Raw genomic sequence first — 22,043 nt, forward strand, 5'->3', positions numbered from 1 at the left:
CAATGAAAGAGATATTAAATCAATATAAAAATGCTGATGTGCAGTTTCTAAGGACAACCAAATGTGCCGTTGTAATAACAGGAATTTTACTTTTGACAGCTTGTTCTGCACCAAAAGTCAGTATTAAACTAGACGCTGCAAAGCTTCCAGAAAATTTTGATGCACAAAGGAAAGAAGCATCAAACGAGACTTTTATTCCATTAAAAACAGAAACTTTTTTTAAAGATCCCAAATTAGAAGCTTTATTAAAAAAAGCCATTGCAAAGAATCCTGATTATTTAATCATGCAGGAAAGAATCCTAATTGCCAATTCGCATTTAAAAGTGGCAAAACTGGCGCTTCTTCCCTCTTTAGATTTTGTTGCCGATGCATCGGGAACGCATTACGGAAAATATACAATGGATGGAGTTGGTAACTTTGATACTAACTTTTCTCAGAATATTTCCGAAAAACAAAGAATCAACGAAGATGTAACTCCGAACCTATTTTTAGGCGCGAAAGTTTCCTGGGAAGCTGATATATGGGGGAAACTGAGCAATCGTAAAAAAGCAGCGCAACAGCGATTTTTTGCTTCACAGCAAGGAATGCGATTGTTGCAAACTCGCCTTTTAAGTGATGTTGCCGACTTGTATTTCAAATTGATCGCTTTAGACAAACAAAAGTCGATTTACGATAATAACTTGAAAACGCAGGAAAGAGCTCTTGATATTGTATCGGCACAAAGATCTGTTGGAAAAGCTACAGAATTGGCTGTACAACAGTTTAATGCGCAAAACAATAACATTCATGCAGAAGCTTCAGAATTGCATTTAAGCATTGATCAGACAGAGAAAGCTTTATTGACTCTTTTGGGGGAATATGGCGGAAAAATTGACCGAAGCAGCGATTTCTTAGCTGGACATTTAGAGGTTTTAAACCAAAAAATAAGCGTAGATTCTATCATTCATAAAAGGCCAGATGTATCTGAAGCTTACTTCGAATTATTAGCAAGTAACGCAGATGCTAAATCGGCTCGCGCTGCCTTTTTCCCAACGATAAATCTGGGCGGTTATGCAGGTTTCAACTCATTCTCATTCAACACTCTTTTTGATGCGGGTTCTTTTGCATGGCAATTATTAGGAGGTTTGACAGCTCCTGTTTTTAATAAAGGACAAATCAAACAGGAATTTTATGTTTCGAACAGAAGACAGGAAATCTCATTCCTTCACTATCAAAATGCAGTGACTACAGCGTTCAACGAATTGAGCGCTTTACTGCACCGAAATGAAGCTTATGAAGATGTTTTAAAATATAAATTGAACGAAATTGATCATCTCGAAATTGCCGTAAATGTCTCAAACGATTTGTATTTGAGCGGTTATGCCAATTATCTGGAAATCATCAACGCGCAAAAAAATAAATTGCAAGCCGAATTGGATTTTGTTGATATCCAACTTCGAAATGCAAACTCTCAAGTACTGCTTTACAAAGCTTTAGGCGGAGGAATAAATTAGTTTATATGTTGGTCAAAAATGGCTTCTGTTTATAATAGCTCATCGCAGAGGTTGTTTTTAAGTCCCGTTTCTATTTTGAAACGGGATTTTTTTTATAAAACCAACACTCATTTTACCGTTTACTTTTTACCTTTATTCCAAAATACTAAAATTCCGTTGATGGATATTTCCAAAATTCTCGATTACATACACGAACTTCCTGAGCAATCTAAGTTCGCTTTGCAAAACAATGTTACAGAAATTGCTTTTGCTAAAGGGCATATTTTGCTAAAAGCCAATAAAGTAGAATCTAATATTTATTTTATAAAAAAAGGATTAGTACGAGCTTATGTAGAAAGAGATAATGAAGTTACGTTTTGGTTTGGAAAAGAAGGCGAAACCATTATTTCGATGAAAAGTTATGTGGAAGACCAACCTGGTTATGAAACCATCGAACTTTTGGAAGACTGTGAATTGTACGAACTTAAAACGGAAAATCTTAGAAAACTCTTTAATGAAGATGTTCACATCGCCAATTGGGGACGTAAATTTGCAGAAAAAGAATTAATCAAAACCGAAGAACGTTTGATTTCTAAACAGTTCAAAAATGCGTCTGAACGTTATTTGGAATTAATGAAAGATCATCCCGAACTCTTGCAAAGAGTTCAACTAGGACATATTGCTTCCTATTTAGGAATTACACAAGTCAGTTTAAGCAGAATACGTGCAGAAATAAAATAACTTCATTTTTTATCATTTGTTAATTTTTTTCTGATTTCCATAAAAGAACTTTGCATCACAAAATTTTAACTATATGAACTGGATTATTTTAATCATCGCGGGTCTATTTGAAGTAGCCTTCGCATCATGTCTTGGAAAAGCAAAAGCAACTACTGGAACTGAAATGTACTATTGGTATATTGGTTTCTTTATTTCGTTAACCGTAAGTATGCTTTTATTAATGAAAGCTACAGAAACCCTTCCTCTAGGAACGGCTTATGCTGTATGGACAGGAATTGGAGCTGTTGGAACGGTTCTAGTGGGTATCTTTGTTTTTAAAGAACCAGCAGCATTCTGGAGATTGTTTTTCTTGGCTACTTTAGTTGGTTCTATTGTTGGTTTAAAGGCAGTTTCTCACTAAAAATATATTACACGAATTGGATACAACTTTGTCAAAGTTTTAAAGCTTTGACAAAGTTTTTTTGTTTTTAAACTCATGGAAACGTAGATTTCCCTCTCTAAAAAAAAGGTAATTGAAAGAAACTAGTTTCTAACACATAGAATTTTCACCCAATCTTGTCATTCCGACGAAGGAGGAATCTCCGCAAGTAGCTCCGTTCAGAATAGTTGCCAATCTTTGTAGAGTTTCTTGCGGAGATTCCTCCTTCCTCGGAATGACAAACTGTTGACGTAAACTGTTGCCTTAACTTTGACAAAGTTTCCACTTTCGTTTTGTGTTTTCGGCTTGTAATTTGGAATTTAAGATTTGGAATTTAAAACAACTAATGCAATTCCAGCATCACATGATAAAAAAATAGCATTTTTAATCATTATTCTCTCCTTTATCTTTGCCAAAAATTAAAGCCTAAAATTAAAAATGACATTCAGCCATTCCATTAAATCTTTTGACGAATTAACCAATCACGAAATGTACGATATGCTTCGGTTAAGAAGTGACGTTTTTGTAGTAGAACAAAACTGTCCTTATCTCGATTTAGACAATAAAGACCAGAAAGGTTTTCATTTATTGTATTATGTCGATAACGAATTGGCAGGTGTCACGCGCTTACTTCCAAAAGGAGTATCGTATGATGAAGTTTCAATAGGAAGAGTTGTAATTGCCAAATCGCATCGCGGATTAGGTTTAGGAGTAAAACTAATGGAAGCTTCGATTGCAGGCTGCGAAGAGAAATTCGGAAAAAGTCCAATCCGAATTAGTGCGCAATACCATTTGTCCAAATTCTATCAGTCTTTGGGATTTGCAGAACAAGGCGAAGTTTATGATGAAGATCGAATTCCGCATATCGGAATGCTTAGAGCTTAACGCTTTACGGAATAATCAATTTTAAAACATTGGCTAATACCGGATTATGATCTTCGGTTCTCCAATTGATATATAAATCGGTTTCCAGCGGTAATTTGATAAATCGGATTCCTGGAATTTCATGAAAGACATACGAATCGGGTAAAATCGCGATTCCGAGTCCTTTTCGAACCAAAGCAATTATAGAAGAACCAAATTCAGACTGAAGATAGGCTTCTGGCGCGTTATCCAAAGAATTGAATAATCTCTGAATAAGGTCGCTGTAACTGCTGCCTTCGTCATTGGTTGGCAAAATAAACTTTTGAGAAGCAAGAGTTTCTTTAGTAAAATCCTCTGGCGTTTGATATGGATGATCTTCTGGAACAACAACCGCTAGGTGATCAGTATAGATTTTTTGAGATTGAATATCTTTTGAATTATTGATATCTCTGGTAATCGCCAGATCAATTTTATAATTTCGCAGAAAATCCTGCTGATTCTCGTACAGCACCTGAACCAGTTTGATTTTTAGTTTTGGAAAAGCTTCTGAAATACGGGACAAAATTTCGGGCATTAGAGAAGCCGAAATAGAATCGGGATGAGAAATGGTAATGGTACCACTCTCGCCTAGCTGAATTTGGCGGGCAGATTGATGAATAAACTCTAGTTTACTCAATTCAACCTCCCATTTTTCTTTTAAGAACTGACCGGCAGCAGTAAGTTTAACGTTGCGTTTATTACGCTCAAACAACTGCACGCCAAGCTGATTCTCAAGAGACTGAATCTGACGGCTAAGTGCCGATTGTGTAATATTCATCTTTCCGGCGGTGTTCCAGAAATGAAGTTCGCGGGCTAAGGCCAAAAAATATTTAATCTGCTGTAAATCCATTGATGCAATTTACGCATTTATAAAGAATAAAAAATAGCTTAAACGCATTAAAGAAACAAAAATGAATACGCTAAAAATAACCAAAGCCACAACTGATGACGTCTTAAAACTACAATCAATTGGCAGACAAACCTTTTCTGAGACTTTTGCTGATGTCAACAGCGAAGAAAACATGAAAAAGTATCTGGACGAAAGCTTTGCTACAGCAAAACTAACAGCAGAATTAAACAATCCTTCATCGTATTTCTATTTAGCTGTTTTAGATGAAAAAATAGTTGGTTACTTAAAATTGAATACAGCTGATGCACAAACTGAAAAAGAAGATTTAAATGCCTTAGAAATAGAACGTATTTATGTAGCAAAGGAATTTCATGGTAAAAAAGTCGCGCAGGCACTATACGCTCAAGCAGAAGAAATTGCCCAAGAAATAAAAGCTACGTACATGTGGTTGGGCGTTTGGGAAAAGAATTTTAGAGCAGTAAGTTTCTACACTAAAAATGGTTTCGTTCAATTTGACACCCATATTTTTAGATTAGGCAACGACGAGCAAACCGATTTAATGATGAAAAAAGTATTGAATTAAAATGGAAAGAAGACAGCTTTTATTGTTTCTACTAATCTTAGGCACTGCATTCTGGGGAGTATCCTACTCCGTTACCAAAATGGCAATTGGCCACTATTCACTAAACGTATTTTTATTCTATCGTTTCCTGCTGGCTGTTGTGGTATTGAGTATTATTTTTTGGAAATATGTCAAAGACATTAATCGAGAAGCTATTAAAACAGGCTTTTTGCTTGCTGTACCCATGTTTTTAGGCATTCAGCTTCAAACTGTTGGACTTAAATATACAGATGCTTCTCAGTGCTCTTTTATTGCAGGATTAACCGTAATTATTATTCCGTTATTAAAACTAGCGATTTATAAAACCAACGCTTCACTAAAAATCTGGATTGCCGCTTTGACGGCTTTAACTGGGTTATTTATTATTGCCATTCAAGATAAATTTACCATAAACTTTGGAGACTTATTTACCATTGCGGGAGCCTTTGCTTTTGCAGTTTATTTAATTGCTGTTGAAAAACATTCGGCCACAAAAAACCTTTTGTATTCTATTGTGCCAATGTTTGCGTTTTGTGCGCTTTTTACATTCTTTATAGCGATAACAGACAATACATCAGAATGGTTACCTCAAAATAATACATTTTGGATGGGCGTAATTTACTGTGCTTTGTTTTCTACGGCTTTTATGTACACGGTTTCAAACGTTTCGCAACGCTATTTGTCGGCAGAACGCGTAGCGGTTATTTATTTGTTTGAGCCTGTTTTTGGGGCAATTGGAGCGTTCTTTATTTTAGGTGAAAACCTTTCATGGCGTTTACTTTTAGGCGGAACGTTGATTTTTTCTGCTACAATTATTTCTGAAGTCAATTTTAAAAGTGAAAGATTAAGACTGTTTATTAGAAAAAACTAATACTCTACTGAGTGTTTGGATGCTTAATACTTTACGAAGAACTCTGTTGCTTCGTAAACTTTGTCAAAGTTTGAAACTTTGACAAAGTTCCGTCAATGCTTGTCATTCCGAGGAACGAGGAACCACACTAGAAACTCCGCGCCGAATTTCTCCAATCTTTGTCGAATCCCGCGTGAGATTTGCTTCGCCTGTTCGCTATCGCTCAGGTTTCCTTCGTCGAAATGACAAAAATGCGCAAACTAACTTTAGAGTGTATCTATCAATCCTCAATCAAAGAAATCTCAAAAGTCGTTTTTCCATTTTCGGTTTTATGAGAAATATAACCGCCGTGTGCTTCTATAATGTTCTTAGATAAAGTCAGACCAATACCAGCGCCTTCGGTTCGGGTGGTGAAAAACGGAAGAAATATTTTGTCCTCAATTTCTTTTTCGATTCCTTTTCCTGAGTCCGAAACTTTTATAAAAATGCGATTGTTTTTGGCTTCCGCCGAAATCGAAATCTGCTTCGTATTGCTATTTTCTAAAGCATTAATCGAATTCGTTAACAAATTAATCACTACCTGTTCTAACTGTTGAGAATCGACATTTATCAAATAGTTTTGAGTGACGCCATTAATTACTTCGATATTATTTTTTCTAAACAACGGATTCATAACTTCAATGCAGTTTTCGACCAAATAGAGCAATTCTGCTTTTTCTTTTTTGGGTGAAGGAAGCATTGCCAATTTTCGATATCCCTCAACAAATTTCTGCAAATGGTCGCTTCGTCTCAGCATTGTTTGCACGCTGTTTTTTATGTCTTCTAAATCTTCTGTCGAAAGCGAATCTTGTTCTACTAAATCCTCTAAATTCTGGCAAATTGAACGAATTGGCGTTATAGAATTGAGCAATTCATGCGAAATCACTTTCATCAAATTAATCCACGCATCTTTTTCTTTCTTTTCTACTACATTCTGAATCGAATCCAACAGAACAATAAAGTAATCCTGACCGAAAATTTCAGTTCGTGAAGCCTGCAAAACAAACGTCTGTTTGCTTTGTTCGTTTATACTAAGTTCGATTGAAGTTTTAATTTCATGAAAATCATCTTCTTCGATAATTTCACACAAAGATGGCAGCTGATTTTTAAGATATTTCCATTTTGAAACTTTCGGAACATTAAAATGGCTCGAGAAATAATCATTCATCAAAAAAATACTCCAATCGCTTTCCTGTTTCTGCAAAATAATTACACCCGATTCTATATTATTTAAAATCGAACGGTAAATAATATCTCTCGTAACTTGCTCATTTTGTTTACTTTTCAAAGTTTCATACAAGGTAAACAGCTCGTTATAAGTACTGTTGAATTTATGTTTAGAAAAATCGGAACTAAAATCATCCTGCAATATCGAAGAGATGGTTTTATTATAAATCAAGACCATATTTCTAACATAAAAATACATTTCCCTTCCTAGCAGAAAAACCATGCATAGACCAAAAACTCCCGTAAAAAGCAAGCCAATTCTAAAGAAATACAGCGACAATTCGATTCCGATCACGATAAAAATTAATCGCAGAAAAAGGAGTTTATAAGTTTGTAAAGTTCTTAGCATAACTAGTCGATATTGATATTAAATTTCTCCAAACGTCTGTACAGTGCGCCTCTTGACAATCCCAATTCTTCGGCAGTTTTACTGATATTGTTGTTGTTTTTAAGCAGTGCTTTTTCAACCGCTGCTTTTTCAACCGAAGAAAGCTGAATGTCATCTGAGTTTTCCTCGTAAGGCGTTATCGTTTCTAAATCCAGATCAGAAACCGTGATGGTGTTATTTTCACAAAGAATAACCGCACGTTCAATCTTATTCTCCATTTCACGGATATTTCCGTTCCAAGCATGTTTTTCAATCTGCTCTAAGACTTTTTTATCAAAAGTAATTTCGTCACGGCCATATTTCTCAATCATTTTATCCAAAAGATATTCGGCAAGCGGAATCTTATCTTCGTGACGTTCTCTCAACGGTGGCAAAATAATTTCCATCGTATTAATGCGATAATATAAATCTTCGCGAAAGTTTTTGTCAGCAACTTCAAGTTTTAAGTTCAAATTGGTTGCTGTAATAATTCTAACGTTTAAAGGTCTTGCTTTCGTTTCTCCTAACCTTGTTACGGTTTTGGTCTGGATCACTTGAAGCAATTTCGATTGCAGATGAAGCGGTACATTTCCTATTTCGTCTAAGAAAATAGTTCCGTTCTGCGCCATTTCAAAACGTCCCGCTGTATCGGTTTTTGCATCGGTAAAAGCGCCTTTGGCATAACCAAACAATTCGCTTTCGAAAATATTTGAATTTAAAGAACCCAAATCAACTGCAATAAACGGCTGATTTTTCCTTTCAGATTGTGTATGAATATGATGCGCGAGAACAAATTTTCCTGTTCCGTTTTCACCCAAAATCAAAACATTGGCATCAGTTTTTGCGACTTTATCTGCCAGAGAATAAGCCTTTTTTATAATTTCAGAACTGCCAACAAAAAATTCCTCTTTTATCTCAACTTCCTTGTTTTTCTTCTGTTCTTTTCGAGCTTTATCGACTGCTTGTTTTACCGATTCTAGAAGCTTTTTATTTTCCCAAGGTTTTAGAATATAATCAAAAGCACCCGATTTTAAGCCTTCAACAGCTGTTTCTACTTTTCCGAAAGCAGTCATTAAAATTACAACTGTTTTCGGCGAAAGCGTTTTTATTTCTTTCAATAAATACAGACCTTCTCTCCCATCTTCAAATCCTAATCTGTAATTCATATCCAAAAGGACGACATCAATGGCATTTTTTGCCAATAATTCGACAATGTTTTTCGGATTATTGAGCGTATAAATGTTTTCAAAATACTTTTTCAGATAGACTTTTGATGCAAAAAGAATGTCTTCCTGATCGTCGATGATTAAAATAGATGCGTTGGTCTTTTTCATTATTGTTCAGTTTTGGACGAAAGGTGTCCACTTATGGACAGTTTAAATTTATTCAGAAAAATAATCCCTTAAAAACAAGGTATTTACAAGGTTTAATTTACTGGCACGAAAATCACATTAGAACTTGTAAATCATTAATAATTAACCTCTTTCGGAAGTACAAATAACAAAATAAATAGCGATAAATTAAAAATAATTTATCTTAATTTTCAGACTTGTTTCTGTCATTTCCAAAGGGCGTATAAATTTTAAAAGAAAATCAATCAAAAATTAAAACAGTCAAATTATGATTACCATTACAAAACTTTCAAAAGTATTTAGAACTGAGGAATTAGAAACCAAAGCATTAAGTGAAGTTTCACTGACCATCAATCAAGGCGACTTCGTATCGATTATGGGGCCGTCTGGAAGCGGAAAATCGACTTTATTGAACATCATTGGACTTCTAGACAGTGCTTCAAGCGGAAGTTACCAGCTTCTTGATCAGGAAATGGTGGGTTTGAAGGAAAAGCAAAAATCGCAAGCCAGAAAAGAAAACATCGGATTCATTTTCCAGAACTTCAATTTAATTGACGAATTATCGGTTTTTGATAATATCGAACTGCCTTTAATTTACAGCAATGTTCCTTCTGCCGAAAGAAAATCGCGAGTAAACGAAATGGCAAAAATTTTGGGAATTGCACACCGATTGAAGCATTTTCCGCAACAGCTTTCGGGCGGACAACAGCAGCGTGTAGCCGTAGCAAGAGCTCTAATCAATAACCCTAAAATTATTCTGGCCGATGAGCCAACAGGAAATCTAGACAGCAGAAACGGAAATGAAGTAATGGAATTGTTGACCGATCTTCACGCCAGCGGATCGACCATTTTGATGGTAACACACTCAGATTACGATGCTTCTTTCTCACAAAGAACTATTTTAATGAAAGATGGTGAAATCCTTTCTGAAAAAGTAAATCATAGAAATGTTGATGTTTTAGTAACTGCTAACAACTAGTTTATGCTTCAGAATTGGATTAATATATTTATTTATCAATTAAAGCATAACAAGCTTTTCACAGCTCTGAACATTCTAGGTCTGAGTATTGGAATTGCAGGTCTAATCTTTGCAACGCTATATTGGAACGACGAATATTCGTATGATAAATGGAATCCTGAAAAGGATAAAACATTTATTGTAATGAATGATTTGGGCGAAGGAAATATTTGGGCTACTAATTCTGCGAAGACAGCTCCATATTTAAAATCCTCAACTTCTTATCTAGAAAATTATTGCTATTTCTATAATTATTACAGTAGAGAAACAATACAATTTAATGGTAAAACAGAATTGCTTGATAAAATCTTTTCTGCACAAAAAAGTTTCTTTTCTTTTTTTCCGTTTGAATTCAAATATGGTAATGCAAAAACGGCACTTCAAGAACCGCAAAGCATTGTTTTTTCTGAGAAAACGGCTTTTCGTTTATTCAAAAATGAAAACCCAATTGGCAGGCAAGTAAAATATGCTGACAAAATGTATGTTGTTCGAGGAGTTTACAAAATACCTGGAAAATCGGTTGTAATGCCAAGCGCTGTTACAAACAGTATCGAAGAAGATCTAGAAGCGCGTAAGGATCGCTGGAGCTATAGTTTTGGTTTACTATTAAAATTAAAGCAAAGTAGTGATGCGTCTCTTGTAACAAAAAGTCTTGATGAATTCTTTATTGAAGATAATTATAAAAGACAAGCAAGACGTGAAGGAATGACACTTGAAGCATTCATAAAGGCATACGGAGGACCTACAAAGGCTCAATTACTTCCTTTTGAAAATTCGAGACTTTATAATGGAACTTATGTATTTCCAGAGGGATCAGGAAATCTTCAGTTCTTGCGAATCTTAATGGGATTATCTATCGTAATCTTATTGCTTTCAATTGTTAACTATGTTAATTTGGCCACAGCTAATGCAATAAAACGAGCAAAAGAAGTTGGTGTGAGAAAAATTGTTGGTGCTACAAAAGTACATATTGTACTTCAATTTGTATTTGAAACTGCCTTAACCATGCTTTTTGCTTTATTATTGGCACTTGTAATTGTAGAAGTTTCTTTGCCTTTTTACAATCAGTTTCTAAATAAGGAATTGGTTCTTGCGGGATCTCAGTTTTATCTTCAGCTTATTGCAATCTTTATTCTTGTGGTTATTGTCGGTGGTGTTTTTCCTGCGGTTTACATTTCAAATTTCGAAGTTTTAAATGTCTTAAAAGGAAATTTTTCGCAGAGTAAAAACGGTTTATGGCTTAGAAACAGCATGCTTGTTTTACAATTTTCGATTGCGGTTTTCTTTATTATAGGTTCTATTGTAGTGTACCAGCAAGTTCAATTTATGGTAGATAAAGATTTAGGTTTTAATGGATCACAGTTAATGAATATTTCTTTTAGGGAACAAAAAGACAAAGAGCAATTTGAACGCTACGAAAGCATAAAACAAGAGCTGAAGAAAATTCAAGGTGTTGAAGCAGTTTCTGCTGGAGCATTTTCTATTGCCAATGATCAATTTTCTCGAGGTGGTCTACATTATAAAAACAATCAGGAAGTTATCATTCAGCAATTGGGTTCAGATTTTGGAATGCTAGAAATGTTAGGCGTTAAACTGCTAAAAGGAAGATTCCTTTCCGATAAACTAGTTTCTGATACGATTTCTAATGTTTTATTGAATGAAGTTGCAGCGAAAACGATGAATGAAAAAAATCCTATTGATAAAATCATCGATTGGCAGGGTGAAAAATATAAGGTTGTAGGAATTGTAAAGAACTTTCATTATTCCGGTCTTGATACCGAAATTGCTCCTATGATTTTCTTTCATATCAATGCCCAAAAATGGACACAGAGAAACATCGAATCTATTACAGTAAAAGTTTCTCCAAAAAATATGGATAAGACTATTGCTTTGCTAAAGAATTTTTGGGTCAAAAATGTAGATGCAGAGTATCCTTTTGAATATAGTTTTGTAGACAAAAATTTTGCACGTACTTATAAAAAATATGAAGATCAAAGAAACTTATTTGCTTTATTGAATGTTGTTGTAATTCTAATTGCTGTTTTCGGACTGTTTGCCCTAGCTTCTTTTTCTATGGAAAGAAGGCTCAAAGAAATTGCAATCAGAAAAACACTTGGCGCTGAAACCAATACTTTACTGAAAGAGCTATCTAAACAATATGTAATCTTCTGTATAATTGGTTTCTTTATCGGAATCGTTCCTGCTTATTTTTTATTGCAGAAATGGCTTAAAAATTTTCCTTTCCGAATAGATATCACTCTTCTTCCCTTTTTTCTTGCTTTTGTCTCTTTGCTTTTCCTTACACTGACAATAGTATTGCTAAAAGCCTATCAAGTAACAAAAGTGGATGTTTTAAAATACTTAAAATACGAGTAAGATGCTTAAAAATTGGACAAACATATTTGTTTATCATATAAAGAACAATAAATTCTTTACAGCCCTTAATATATTGGGCTTGAGTATAGGAATTGCAGGTTTAATCTTTGCAATTCTATACTGGAACGACGAACATTCTTATGATCAATGGAATCCTGAAAAGGATAAAATCTATAACGTAATGAACGATTTTGGCGGAGGAAATGTTTGGACATCAAACTCCCCGATTCCAGGAAGAATGTTAAACGAAACTACTTCCTATTTAGACCAATATTGTTATTATAGACTGTATTACACAAAAGAAACCATTCAATATAACGGAAAAATAGAATTGGTTGACAAAATCTTTTCAGCTCAAAGAAGTTTCTTTTCTTTTTTCCCTTTTGAATTTGTACGAGGAAATGCTAAAACAGCTTTTAGCGACCAAAACAGCATGGTTCTTTCTCAAGAAACGGCTTCGCGCATTTTTAAGAATGAAAATCCTATGGGAAAACAAGTTAAGTATGCTGATCGAATTTTTGTAGTTCGCGGTATTTATAAAACACCCGAAAAATCATCGATAATGCCTGCTGTAATTACTCCAGTAGTAGAAGATGAATTAGAGCAAAACAAAGATAACTGGGGGTTTAGCTACGGATTAATGCTTAAGCTAAAAAAAACAAGCGATACTACGGCTGTTATTCAAAACTTAGATAAAATATTTCTTGAAGACAACTACAAAAAACAGGCAAAAGCTGAGGGATTATCTATTGAACAGTTTATAAAACAATATGGAGATCCTATAAAATCAAGGCTTCTTCCTCTTTCAAGAGCAAGACTTTATCAGGGAAATTATGCTTTTCCTGAACAAAACGCCAATTTGCAGTTCTTAAAAATTGTAGTGGGTTTATCTATCTTAATTTTAATACTTTCGATTGTAAACTACATCAATATGGCTACTGCAAATGCGGTAAGACGTGCTAAAGAAGTTGGAGTTCGCAAGATAGTTGGCGCTTCAAAACCGCAAATTATTGCTCAATTTGTTTTTGAAACCACACTGATTACTTTATTTTCGGTTTTACTGGCAATGGTAATCGTTGAGCTTTCGCTTCCGTTTTATAATGCTTTTTTAAATAAAAACTTAACGCTAATCGGAACTCAATTTTACTATCAGCTTATTTTAATTTTCTTTTTTGTCATTATCGTTTCGGGCGTTTTTCCGGCAGTTTATATTTCAAATTTTGAAACGCTAAAAGTCTTAAAAGGCAATTTTTCTAGAAGTAAAAATGGTGTTTGGATTCGTAACGGAATGCTTGTTTTACAATTTTCTATTGCTACACTTTTCATTATCGGATCGTTTATTGTTTACAAACAAGTAAACTTTATGATGGATAAAGATTTAGGTTTTAATGGTACTCAGGTTATGGATATTTCTTTTAAACCTCAAAAAGGAAAAAGTCAATACGAAAGATATAAACTCATTAAACAAGAATTGCTGAAAATTAAAGGCGTTGAAGCTGTTTCTGCTGGAATGTTCTCTATTGGCAGCAACGAAAATTCTTGGCAAGGTCTTCATTATAAATCCAATAAAGAAGTCATAACACAGCAAATGCCAATGGACTTTGGACAATTAAATCTTTTAGGAATCCAAGTAATCAAAGGAAAAGATTTGAATCCTGAATTGGCAACAGACAGCATTTCGAGTGCTTTATTGAATGAAACCGCCGCAAAAACGCTTCAGGTAAAGGATCCTGTAAATCAAGATGTCACTTTTGGAGGAAAAAAATTTAAAGTTGTAGGTATTGTCAAAAACTTCCATTACATCGGAATGGAATATAATATTGCACCAATGATTTTTTTCCATATCAAGGCTTTTGACTGGATAGATAACGAGATGCGCTTTATTTCTGTTAAAATATCTACCGATCAAATGCCTGAAACAATCGCTGCTATAGATAAATTCTGGAAAACTAAAGTCGATCAGGAATATCCGTTTGAATATGGTTTTGTAGATAAAAACTTTGCTCGAACTTATAAAAAGTATCAAGATCAAAGAAACTTGTTTGCTTTACTGAATGTTGTCGTAATATTAATTGCTGTTTTCGGATTATTTGCTTTGGCTTCTTTTTCTATGGAAAGAAGATTGCGCGAAATCGCCATTAGAAAAACGCTTGGCGCCGAAACCAATATACTGCTAAAAGAATTGTCAAAACAGTATGTTCTTTTCTGCATAATTGGTTTCCTTATCGGAATTGTTCCTGCTTATTTATTAATGCAGAAATGGTTAGAAAACTTTGCTTCCCGAATCGATATTCCGTTTCTGCCTTTCTTAGTTGCTTTTGTTTCGCTTTTATTTTTAACGCTAACTATCGTTTTAGCAAAAGCCTATCAAGTGACCAAAGTAGATGTTTTAAAATATTTAAAATACGAGTAAACTAACTCCAAAACCAAAAAAACACCAACAAAATGCTAAAAAACTGGATCAATATATTTATCTATCAAATCAAACACAGTAAGCTTTTTACTGCTCTCAATATTCTCGGATTATCAATAGGAATTTCAGGTTTAATTTTCGCGCTTCTTTATTGGAACGACGAACACAGCTACAATGCTTGGAATCCCGAAAAAGATAAAGTTTATCAGGTTTTAGCGCAATTGAGCGATATGCCTGTAACTGCAAATAATCCTGTACGTTTAAAACCTCATTTAGAAAATGATCCCAACGTAGAAGCTGTTGTTTATGCAGATGAATGGTATCAAAAAGACAAAGTGATTTACAATGGCCAAAAGGAATTTGTAGATAAAATCGTAAATGCCGAAAAAGATTTCTTTTCTCTTTTTCCGTTTGAATTTATTTATGGAAATGCCAAATCGGCTATAAAAGACGAAAACAGTATTGCCATTTCAGAGAAACTTGCAGAACGCTTTTTTGGAAATAAAAACCCGATGGGCAAACAAATCAAATGTTTGGATGCTACGTTTACAATTTCAGCTGTTTATCGCATTCCAGGAAATTCATCGATCGCACCAAACATAGTGATAAATCACATGAAAGACTTGGCTGATCCTGACAAAAACCCAGGCCTTTTTGTTCTAAAAGTATTGGTAAAACTAAAAGATCCATCAAAAGTAGAATCGACCAGAAAAATGCTTGATAAAGTATTTTATGACGAGGTTATTGTAAGAACTGCCAAACAAGCCGGTTTTACACCTGCCGAAATGGTCAAGAAAATGGGAAGTTTCAAGGTTTTGATGGAACCGCTTTCATCTGCCAGATTGCATTCTGTTATTGATGGATATCCTGAAGGAAGAGGAAATTATCAGTTTCTGGTAATTATGGCTTGCTTGTCGGTTTTAATTCTTATTCTGTCTATTGTCAATTACATCAATTTGGCAACGGCAAATTCGATTAAAAGAGCTAAAGAAGTTGGAGTTCGTAAAGTATTGGGAGCTTCCAAAAAGCAGATTGTTTGGCAATTCATTTTTGAAACCGTTTTGATGACTGCTTTTTCGGTTTTATTAGCGTTAATGATTGTAGAAATTGCTCTTCCTTATTACAATTCTTTTTTAGAGAAAAATTTAAGGATAATCGAAAGTCAATTTTATCTTCAGTTGATACTAGTTTTTTTCATAACCATTGTATTTGCAGGAATATTTCCGGCTCTATATGTTGCAAATTTTGAGACTTTAAAAGTTTTAAGAGGCAATTATGCTCGAAGCAAAAGTGGCGTTTGGATTAGAAATGGAATGCTGATTTTTCAATTTGCTATTGCTTCCTTTTTTATTATTGGTTCTGTTGTTGTCTATCAGCAAATTAAATATCTAAACAACAAAGATCTTGGTTTTAAAGGCGATCAAGTTATGGCAATTTCGTTAAATCTTCCGTCTTCTTATTATCAGGGGGAAAATGTCGGAAAGAATATTTTTGAAAGATATAAAACTATAAAACAGGAACTTTCAAAAATTAAAGGCGTTGAAAAAGTTTCAACTGGGCTTCTTTCTTTTGATGGAGCAGACAATTCACAATGGCCAATTTGGTATCGAGATGTGCTTTTCAAACAAAAAGCAATCGGACTTGACTATGACATGCTAAATCTGCTAAATATAAAAGTAATAAAAGGCAGAAATCTTAGTCCAAATATAGCTTCAGATACTATAAATTCTGTTTTAGTTAATGAAAAATCATTGGCTTTAATGCAAATAAAAGATCCTATTGGTAAAGAGATCAAAATTGGAAATCAGAAAATGAGGATTATTGGTGTGGTAAAAGATTTTAATCTTTTAAGTCCAGAAGTCGATGTTCCGCCGATTACTTTTTATCATATAAAATCTCTAGATATGGCCAATGAAATGAATCGAATCTATGTAAAATTAAAAGCAGATCAGATTCAAAGTAGCATTGCTGCAATTGAAAAATTCTGGAAAACAAAAGTTGATACCGAATATCCGTTTCAATATGATTTTGCCGATAAAGAATATGCGCGAACTTACGAGTCTTATGTAAAGCAGAAAAATTTGTTTTCTCTGCTCAATATTATTGTGATTCTTATTGCCCTTTTTGGACTTTTTGCTCTCGCATCTTATTCCATTCAAAGAAGAATGAAAGAAATTGCGATTCGAAAAACTTTGGGCGCAGAGACCAATATCTTATTGAAAGAACTGTCTAAACAATATGTAGTGTATTGTGCAATAGGCTTTCTTATTGCTGTATTTCCTGCCTATGTTTTATTGCAGAAATGGCTGAACAATTTTGCCTTTAGAATCGAAATTCCGATGCTGCCGTTTCTACTTTCCTTTTTGCTTTTATTGTTTTTAACGCTATGCATTGTTTTAGCAAAAGCGTATCAAGCAACAAAAGTCGATGTCCTGAAATATTTAAAATATGAATAATTAGTTTTGAGTTTTTGTAAAAAGCTGTGCAAGTCTGAGCCCTTGCGCAGCTTTTTTGTAAAATTATATTCCGTTAGGAATATCTCGTCGGTAGAAAAAAATAGTTGCGTATTTACATAGTGTCCTGTAGGGACACCTGTTTTGCGGAATGAATGTTGCCAGCACAATCATTCCTCCTGCTGATTTTTTCAGGACAGCACATTTATTAAGCGTAAAATCGTTTTAAAATTTTCTTTGCACTGTCTGAAGCGACAATCAATCCACCACTCATCATGATAATGTCTTTGAGAACCAAACGGCCTCCAACAGAAAGATACGGAAAACCAAATTCTGGCGTTGGAAAATCTCCGCCCAAATTCGGCACATAAACTTCTGGCGTTGTGATTAAAAATGATAAAGTTACAAACGCCATTCCGAATGTCAGAAGTCCGCCCAAAAAGCCCATTTTAGGAAACCAGATTCCCAAAAGAACCAACAAACCAATTGTCACAATAACAGTTCCTAGTCCGTAAGAAAAAATATAAGTTCCGTTGGCTTCGTGCCATTTGATGTTTTTCTCAACAGTTTTGCCTTCAACGTTTTTATAAAGTGTGTAGGCTTTTACGGTTTTGCCTTCATCATTTACGACTTGTTCATTGGCATCTTTATAGAAGAAACTCATAAACGGACTATTCGCAACCAGCGGAACAATTCCGTCTGCCTCATATTTAAAGGCTTTTAATCCGCCAATCCATGCCATTACAACAAATATGGCAATTCTTAAAAAGTGAATAAAGTTGTTTTGTCCACCCGCAATAAATCGTATAAATTTTTCCATTTTGATTCTGTTTTAAATACAAATCAAAATTACTTTATGCTTATCTGGATAAAAATGGACGTAAAGGAGTTTTCATGGACTATTTTGCCACGATAGAAATGCCAACTTCTTTTCTGAATTCTTTAGGCGAAATGCCCACACTTTTCTTGAAATATCGGCTGAAATAAAATTCGTCTTCAAAATTAAGATCGTCTGCAATTTCTTTTATAGTCTTCGTAGTCAAATGCAACAATTTCTTAGCTTCCAAAACAATGCGATCTTGAATAAGCTGAGAAGGCGATTTCCCGAAATGTTTTTTGATTCTTTTACTGAAAGTATTGACGCTCAAATTGTATTTTGAGGCATAAAAAGCAACTTCTTTTGCTTCTGAAAAATGAGTGTCTAACAAATGCTGAAACTTCAAAATATCAGCGTTTCCAATAGATTCCTGAATCTGTGGTGACATTTTGAGCTGTTTTTCTTTGCTACTTAAGGCTAGAATGACTTGCAGATAAGATTTTAAAATCGAATTATCATAATCCATTTCTGAGTCTTCTACCCTTTTCATTCTTTCCATAATGCTCGTGATTTCCTCGTAAATAAAATCGGAAACAGCTACAAAAGGTTCACTATAAATATCATTGAATAAAATTCCGTTGCAGGCCACTTCTTTTTTATGGTATTCAATACAGTAAAAATCTCCATGAAAACTGAGAATATTTAGGAAAGGTGCTGTCGAATTTTTCCATTGCAATAACTGATACGGTGTTAAAAACAAAAGACATTTTCCTCTGCATTCATAATCAGTTAAATCAACAGAAAAAGCCGCTTCTCCATCAAACATTAAAATATTGTAATACGGTTCGTTGATTGTCTTTTCAAGAAAAGAAGATTGTTTCAGTTCGATTTTCATTTTACTAAATTACAGATTTGTTTTTGTTTCACACAGATTCTGCAGATTTGAGCAGATTAAAACTTCAAAACTTTGCGCCTTAGTGACTTTGCGAGATTATATTTTAAGTATCTTTTTTCCATTCTTTGAAAAATTGCTCGCAAAGTCGCAAAAACGCAAACTTATTTATATTCATTCTTAAACCGATTTTGACATTCGTCAATGTTTTTTTCCTTGATTAGCTTTACTTTTGATAATGATTAATTTTTGAGAAATGATGAGTGAACTTGAGGCCTTAATTCAGAGCAGATTACAACTAGAAAATGATGAACTGAACACCATTCTATCCTGCTTTAAATTAATACAAGTAAAAAAGAATGAACCACTGCTTAAAAGTGGAACCGTTGCAGATAAAATCTATTTTATTAAAAAAGGCTGCCTGCGATTGTATTACAGCACAGAAGATCATAATATCGCGACTCGTTTTATGGCTTTTGAAGGTACTTTTTTAACTTCAATAGTTAGTTTTATTTCTAGAGAACCAAGCACCGAATATATTGAAGCGGTTGAGGCTTCAGAGCTTTTGGCTATTTCTTATGAAGATTTTTTTCATCTCCGAAACACCATTCCGCAATGGGATAAAATGTACATCTATATTCTCGAATATGGCCTTACGGTGATTACTTCTAAACTCAGCAGTTTATTGACACAAAATGCTGCAGAACGGTATCGAAATCTTCTCAAAAACAACCCCGAACTCATTCAGAGATTGTCCAATGCCAATCTTGCTGCATACCTTAATATTTCGCCAGAAACATTAAGCAGAATAAAATCGCAGATTTAATTATAATCTGTTAACTATCAAAAAAACAAAAAACAACATTAAAAACATTTTCTATCATGAGAAGTGATGAAGTAAAAAAAGGTGTTCAACGAACTCCTCACAGATCCTTATTGCGAGCTACGGGCTTGAAAAATGAAGATTTCAGCAAACCATTTATTGGAGTGGCAAATTCGTTTATCGAAATCATTCCAGGACATTTTTTCTTAAACAAAGTCTCTGAAATTATCAAAGAAGAAATTCGCGCCAATGGATGTGTTCCTTTTGAGTTTAATACAATCGGAATTGATGACGGAATTGCAATGGGACATGACGGAATGTTATACTCGCTTCCGAGCCGTGAAATTATCGCCAACTCTATAGAAAGTGTAATGAATGCGCATAAACTGGATGCGATGATTGCGATTCCAAACTGTGATAAAATTGTTCCAGGAATGATTATGGGCGCTTTACGTGTGGATGTCCCGACCATTTTTGTAAGCGGAGGCCCAATGTCTAAAGGATATACTAAAAACGGAACAGCAATTGACTTAGCAACAGCTTTTGAAGCAGTTGGAAAACACGAAGCAGGAAAAATCTCTGACGAAGAATTATATGATATTGAATGTAATGCTTGTCCAAGTGGCGGGAGCTGTTCTGGAATGTTTACCGCAAATTCTATGAATACTTTGATGGAAGCAATGGGAATTGCGCTTCCTGGAAACGGAACAATTTTGGCTCAAACTCCAGAACGTGAACAATTGTATCGCCAAGCAGCGAGAAGAATCTGTGATATTGCAAAAGACCAACAAGCTATTGAAAAATTCAAATTAAAAAATATTTTGAACGAAAATGCCGTTCGCAACGCTTTTGCTGTCGATATGGCAATGGGCGGAAGTACAAATACTGTTCTTCATATGCTTGCAATTGCGAACGAAGCTAATGTTGATTTTAAATTAAAAGACATTAATACCATTTCGGGAAATGTGGCGCATATTGCTAAAATCTCGCCAAGTTTAAGCACGGTTCATATGGAAGATATCAACCGAGCTGGTGGTGTAAATGCAGTTATGAAGGAAATAAACAAAAGAGGTTCAGGCGTTTTAATTGATAATCTAACAATCAGCGGTGAAACTTTATTGGAGAAAATCGCTAATGCCGAAATTAAAGACACAACTATTATTCATACTATCGATAATCCGTACAGCAGAGTTGGCGGATTGGCCATTTTGTACGGAAATCTTGCTGAACAAGGTGCAGTTATTAAAACAGCTGGTTTAACTGGAGATCGTGTATTTACTGGTAGCGCAGTCTGTTTTGACGGTCAAGCCGAAGCGATTGCAGGAATTATGATGGGAAAAGTAAAAGCCGGAAATGTAGTAGTTATACGTTACGAAGGTCCAAAAGGCGGACCTGGCATGCAGGAAATGCTATCTCCAACCAGTTTGATTATGGGAATGGGACTTGGAAGTTCTGTAGCTTTAATTACTGACGGAAGATTTAGCGGTGCAACAAGAGGAGCATCAATCGGACACGTTTCTCCTGAAGCTGCCGAGGGCGGTATGATTGGTTTGTTAAAAGATGGTGACGAAATTCATATCGATGTAGATCAATATATTTTGTCTGTTAATTTAAGTGATGAAGAAATTGCTGCAAGAAGAGCTGCTTTCAAACCATTAAAAAAACCATTAAATTCAAAATGGCTTTCACAATACAGAGCGTTAGTAACTAATGCAAGTACTGGAGCTGTCTTGAAAACAGATTTAGATTAAAAATTTAAAAAAATCTCAAAAAAAATGTCCCAGAAAGTTAGCTTTTCTGGGAACATTTGGGATTGAACAATTCTAATTATTCAAAGCTGGTTTCGTTATATATTTCTTTTCTAATTCATGAAACAAGAATGCATTGGAAGTTGGTATAATTCTTCAAAATCGATTCCAGCAAGATTTAGGCTTTTAAAAAATGTTTTTGCTTTATTTTTTGCCTGTTTATTCAATCCGGTATAAAATATTTCATTGCCATTCTGATCTTGGTTTATCATAGAAAGCACTTCTGGGTTCACTATATTAAGGACCTTTATAACATGAGATTCTGGCAAAAGCGATGCGATGATTTCGCCCGATGATTTCACATTTGGCTTTAAGCATTCTAGACTAAAAATAGGATTGCTTGCATATATCAGTACCTTTTCTTCCATTTCTGGCAAGTCTGCTAAAAATAGTGCAACATCTTCACGCGGAATAAAAAGTATCAATATATTGGCTTTTGCAGCTTCGTATTTGCTTACCAATTTTACATTCTTCCCTAAGGTTTTAGCTATATCTTTAAACTGGCTATTTTCGCGGGTAGAACTCAATAATACTTGATGTCCTGCCTCGACCGCACGGCTCACAAAATCCATTGTAAAACTACATAAACCAATTACTCCTATTTTCATACTTATAAACTTTGC

At 34.5% G+C, this 22,043-nt stretch carries 18 protein-coding genes; 12 read left to right on the forward strand and 6 right to left on the reverse strand.

The window, feature by feature from the left end; all coding sequences use genetic code 11:
* Positions 1-2 precede the first annotated feature (2 nt).
* The 4 genes from AAYQ05_RS16855 (at position 3) to AAYQ05_RS16870 (ending at position 3,516) form a co-directional block, all read left to right on the forward strand.
* Complete coding sequence (locus tag AAYQ05_RS16855; RefSeq protein WP_343544557.1) at positions 3-1,493, forward strand: TolC family protein; 1,491 nt, start codon at positions 3-5, stop codon at positions 1,491-1,493.
* Positions 1,494-1,652: 159 nt separating this feature from the next.
* Entirely contained in the window at positions 1,653-2,213 is a 561-nt protein-coding gene (locus AAYQ05_RS16860; protein ID WP_343544558.1) for a Crp/Fnr family transcriptional regulator, read from the forward strand.
* Between the two features lie 73 nt (positions 2,214-2,286).
* Positions 2,287-2,613: a DMT family transporter gene (locus AAYQ05_RS16865; RefSeq protein WP_026728926.1), complete on the forward strand. Its 327-nt coding sequence runs from the start codon at positions 2,287-2,289 to the stop codon at positions 2,611-2,613.
* A 456-nt stretch (positions 2,614-3,069) separates the two neighbouring features.
* Positions 3,070-3,516, forward strand: coding sequence for a GNAT family N-acetyltransferase (locus AAYQ05_RS16870; RefSeq protein WP_343544559.1), 447 nt, complete (start codon positions 3,070-3,072; stop codon positions 3,514-3,516).
* A 4-nt stretch (positions 3,517-3,520) separates the two neighbouring features.
* Here the strand turns inward: AAYQ05_RS16870 and AAYQ05_RS16875 are convergent, their stop codons facing one another.
* A complete protein-coding gene (locus AAYQ05_RS16875) occupies positions 3,521-4,384 on the reverse strand; it encodes a LysR family transcriptional regulator (RefSeq protein ID WP_343544560.1) in 864 nt (287 codons plus the stop codon).
* A gap of 61 nt (positions 4,385-4,445) precedes the next feature.
* Here AAYQ05_RS16875 and AAYQ05_RS16880 point away from each other — a divergent pair, with 61 nt between their 5' ends.
* Together AAYQ05_RS16880 and AAYQ05_RS16885 are read left to right on the forward strand one after the other, a co-directional pair.
* Complete coding sequence (locus AAYQ05_RS16880) at positions 4,446-4,967, forward strand: GNAT family N-acetyltransferase (RefSeq protein ID WP_343544561.1); 522 nt, start codon at positions 4,446-4,448, stop codon at positions 4,965-4,967.
* A 1-nt stretch (position 4,968) separates the two neighbouring features.
* On the forward strand, positions 4,969-5,856 hold the full coding sequence (locus AAYQ05_RS16885) for a DMT family transporter (protein WP_343544562.1): 888 nt from the start codon (positions 4,969-4,971) through the stop codon (positions 5,854-5,856).
* Positions 5,857-6,115: 259 nt separating this feature from the next.
* Here the strand turns inward: AAYQ05_RS16885 and AAYQ05_RS16890 are convergent, their stop codons facing one another.
* Positions 6,116-7,450, reverse strand: a complete 1,335-nt coding sequence (locus tag AAYQ05_RS16890; RefSeq protein ID WP_343544563.1) for a sensor histidine kinase — start codon at positions 7,448-7,450, stop codon at positions 6,116-6,118.
* Positions 7,451-7,452: 2 nt separating this feature from the next.
* Positions 7,453-8,802 carry a sigma-54-dependent transcriptional regulator gene (locus AAYQ05_RS16895; protein WP_343544564.1) on the reverse strand — a complete coding sequence of 450 codons (1,350 nt, stop codon included), beginning with the start codon at positions 8,800-8,802 and terminating at the stop codon, positions 7,453-7,455.
* A gap of 286 nt (positions 8,803-9,088) precedes the next feature.
* Here AAYQ05_RS16895 and AAYQ05_RS16900 point away from each other — a divergent pair, with 286 nt between their 5' ends.
* From AAYQ05_RS16900 to AAYQ05_RS16915, 4 genes are read left to right on the forward strand one after another with little or no spacing between them, the layout of a single operon-like run.
* Positions 9,089-9,799, forward strand: a complete 711-nt coding sequence (locus AAYQ05_RS16900; RefSeq protein ID WP_343544565.1) for an ABC transporter ATP-binding protein — start codon at positions 9,089-9,091, stop codon at positions 9,797-9,799.
* A 3-nt stretch (positions 9,800-9,802) separates the two neighbouring features.
* The gene (locus AAYQ05_RS16905; RefSeq protein ID WP_343544566.1) at positions 9,803-12,214 is read left to right on the forward strand and encodes an ABC transporter permease; all 2,412 of its coding nucleotides are present in this window, start codon (positions 9,803-9,805) and stop codon (positions 12,212-12,214) included.
* A gap of 1 nt (position 12,215) precedes the next feature.
* Positions 12,216-14,627: an ABC transporter permease gene (locus AAYQ05_RS16910; protein WP_343544567.1), complete on the forward strand. Its 2,412-nt coding sequence runs from the start codon at positions 12,216-12,218 to the stop codon at positions 14,625-14,627.
* A gap of 32 nt (positions 14,628-14,659) precedes the next feature.
* The gene (locus tag AAYQ05_RS16915) at positions 14,660-17,083 is read left to right on the forward strand and encodes an ABC transporter permease (RefSeq protein WP_343544568.1); all 2,424 of its coding nucleotides are present in this window, start codon (positions 14,660-14,662) and stop codon (positions 17,081-17,083) included.
* Positions 17,084-17,288: 205 nt separating this feature from the next.
* Here AAYQ05_RS16915 and AAYQ05_RS16920 read toward each other — a convergent pair whose 3' ends face one another.
* Entirely contained in the window at positions 17,289-17,900 is a 612-nt protein-coding gene (locus tag AAYQ05_RS16920; RefSeq protein ID WP_343544569.1) for a DUF417 family protein, read from the reverse strand.
* Between the two features lie 79 nt (positions 17,901-17,979).
* Positions 17,980-18,792 carry a helix-turn-helix domain-containing protein gene (locus AAYQ05_RS16925; RefSeq protein WP_343544570.1) on the reverse strand — a complete coding sequence of 271 codons (813 nt, stop codon included), beginning with the start codon at positions 18,790-18,792 and terminating at the stop codon, positions 17,980-17,982.
* A 253-nt stretch (positions 18,793-19,045) separates the two neighbouring features.
* Here AAYQ05_RS16925 and AAYQ05_RS16930 point away from each other — a divergent pair, with 253 nt between their 5' ends.
* Positions 19,046-19,615, forward strand: a complete 570-nt coding sequence (locus tag AAYQ05_RS16930) for a Crp/Fnr family transcriptional regulator (RefSeq protein WP_343544571.1) — start codon at positions 19,046-19,048, stop codon at positions 19,613-19,615.
* 56 nt (positions 19,616-19,671) lie between these two features.
* Positions 19,672-21,363 (forward strand): dihydroxy-acid dehydratase, encoded by a 1,692-nt coding sequence (gene ilvD / locus AAYQ05_RS16935; RefSeq protein ID WP_343544572.1) that lies wholly within the window; start codon positions 19,672-19,674, stop codon positions 21,361-21,363.
* A 110-nt stretch (positions 21,364-21,473) separates the two neighbouring features.
* Here the strand turns inward: ilvD and AAYQ05_RS16940 are convergent, their stop codons facing one another.
* Positions 21,474-22,028 carry an NAD(P)-binding domain-containing protein gene (locus AAYQ05_RS16940; protein WP_343544573.1) on the reverse strand — a complete coding sequence of 185 codons (555 nt, stop codon included), beginning with the start codon at positions 22,026-22,028 and terminating at the stop codon, positions 21,474-21,476.
* Between the last annotated feature and the right edge of the window lie 15 nt (positions 22,029-22,043).

This window comes from Flavobacterium movens (genome assembly GCF_039581425.1).
Classification (GTDB): domain Bacteria; phylum Bacteroidota; class Bacteroidia; order Flavobacteriales; family Flavobacteriaceae; genus Flavobacterium; species Flavobacterium luteolum.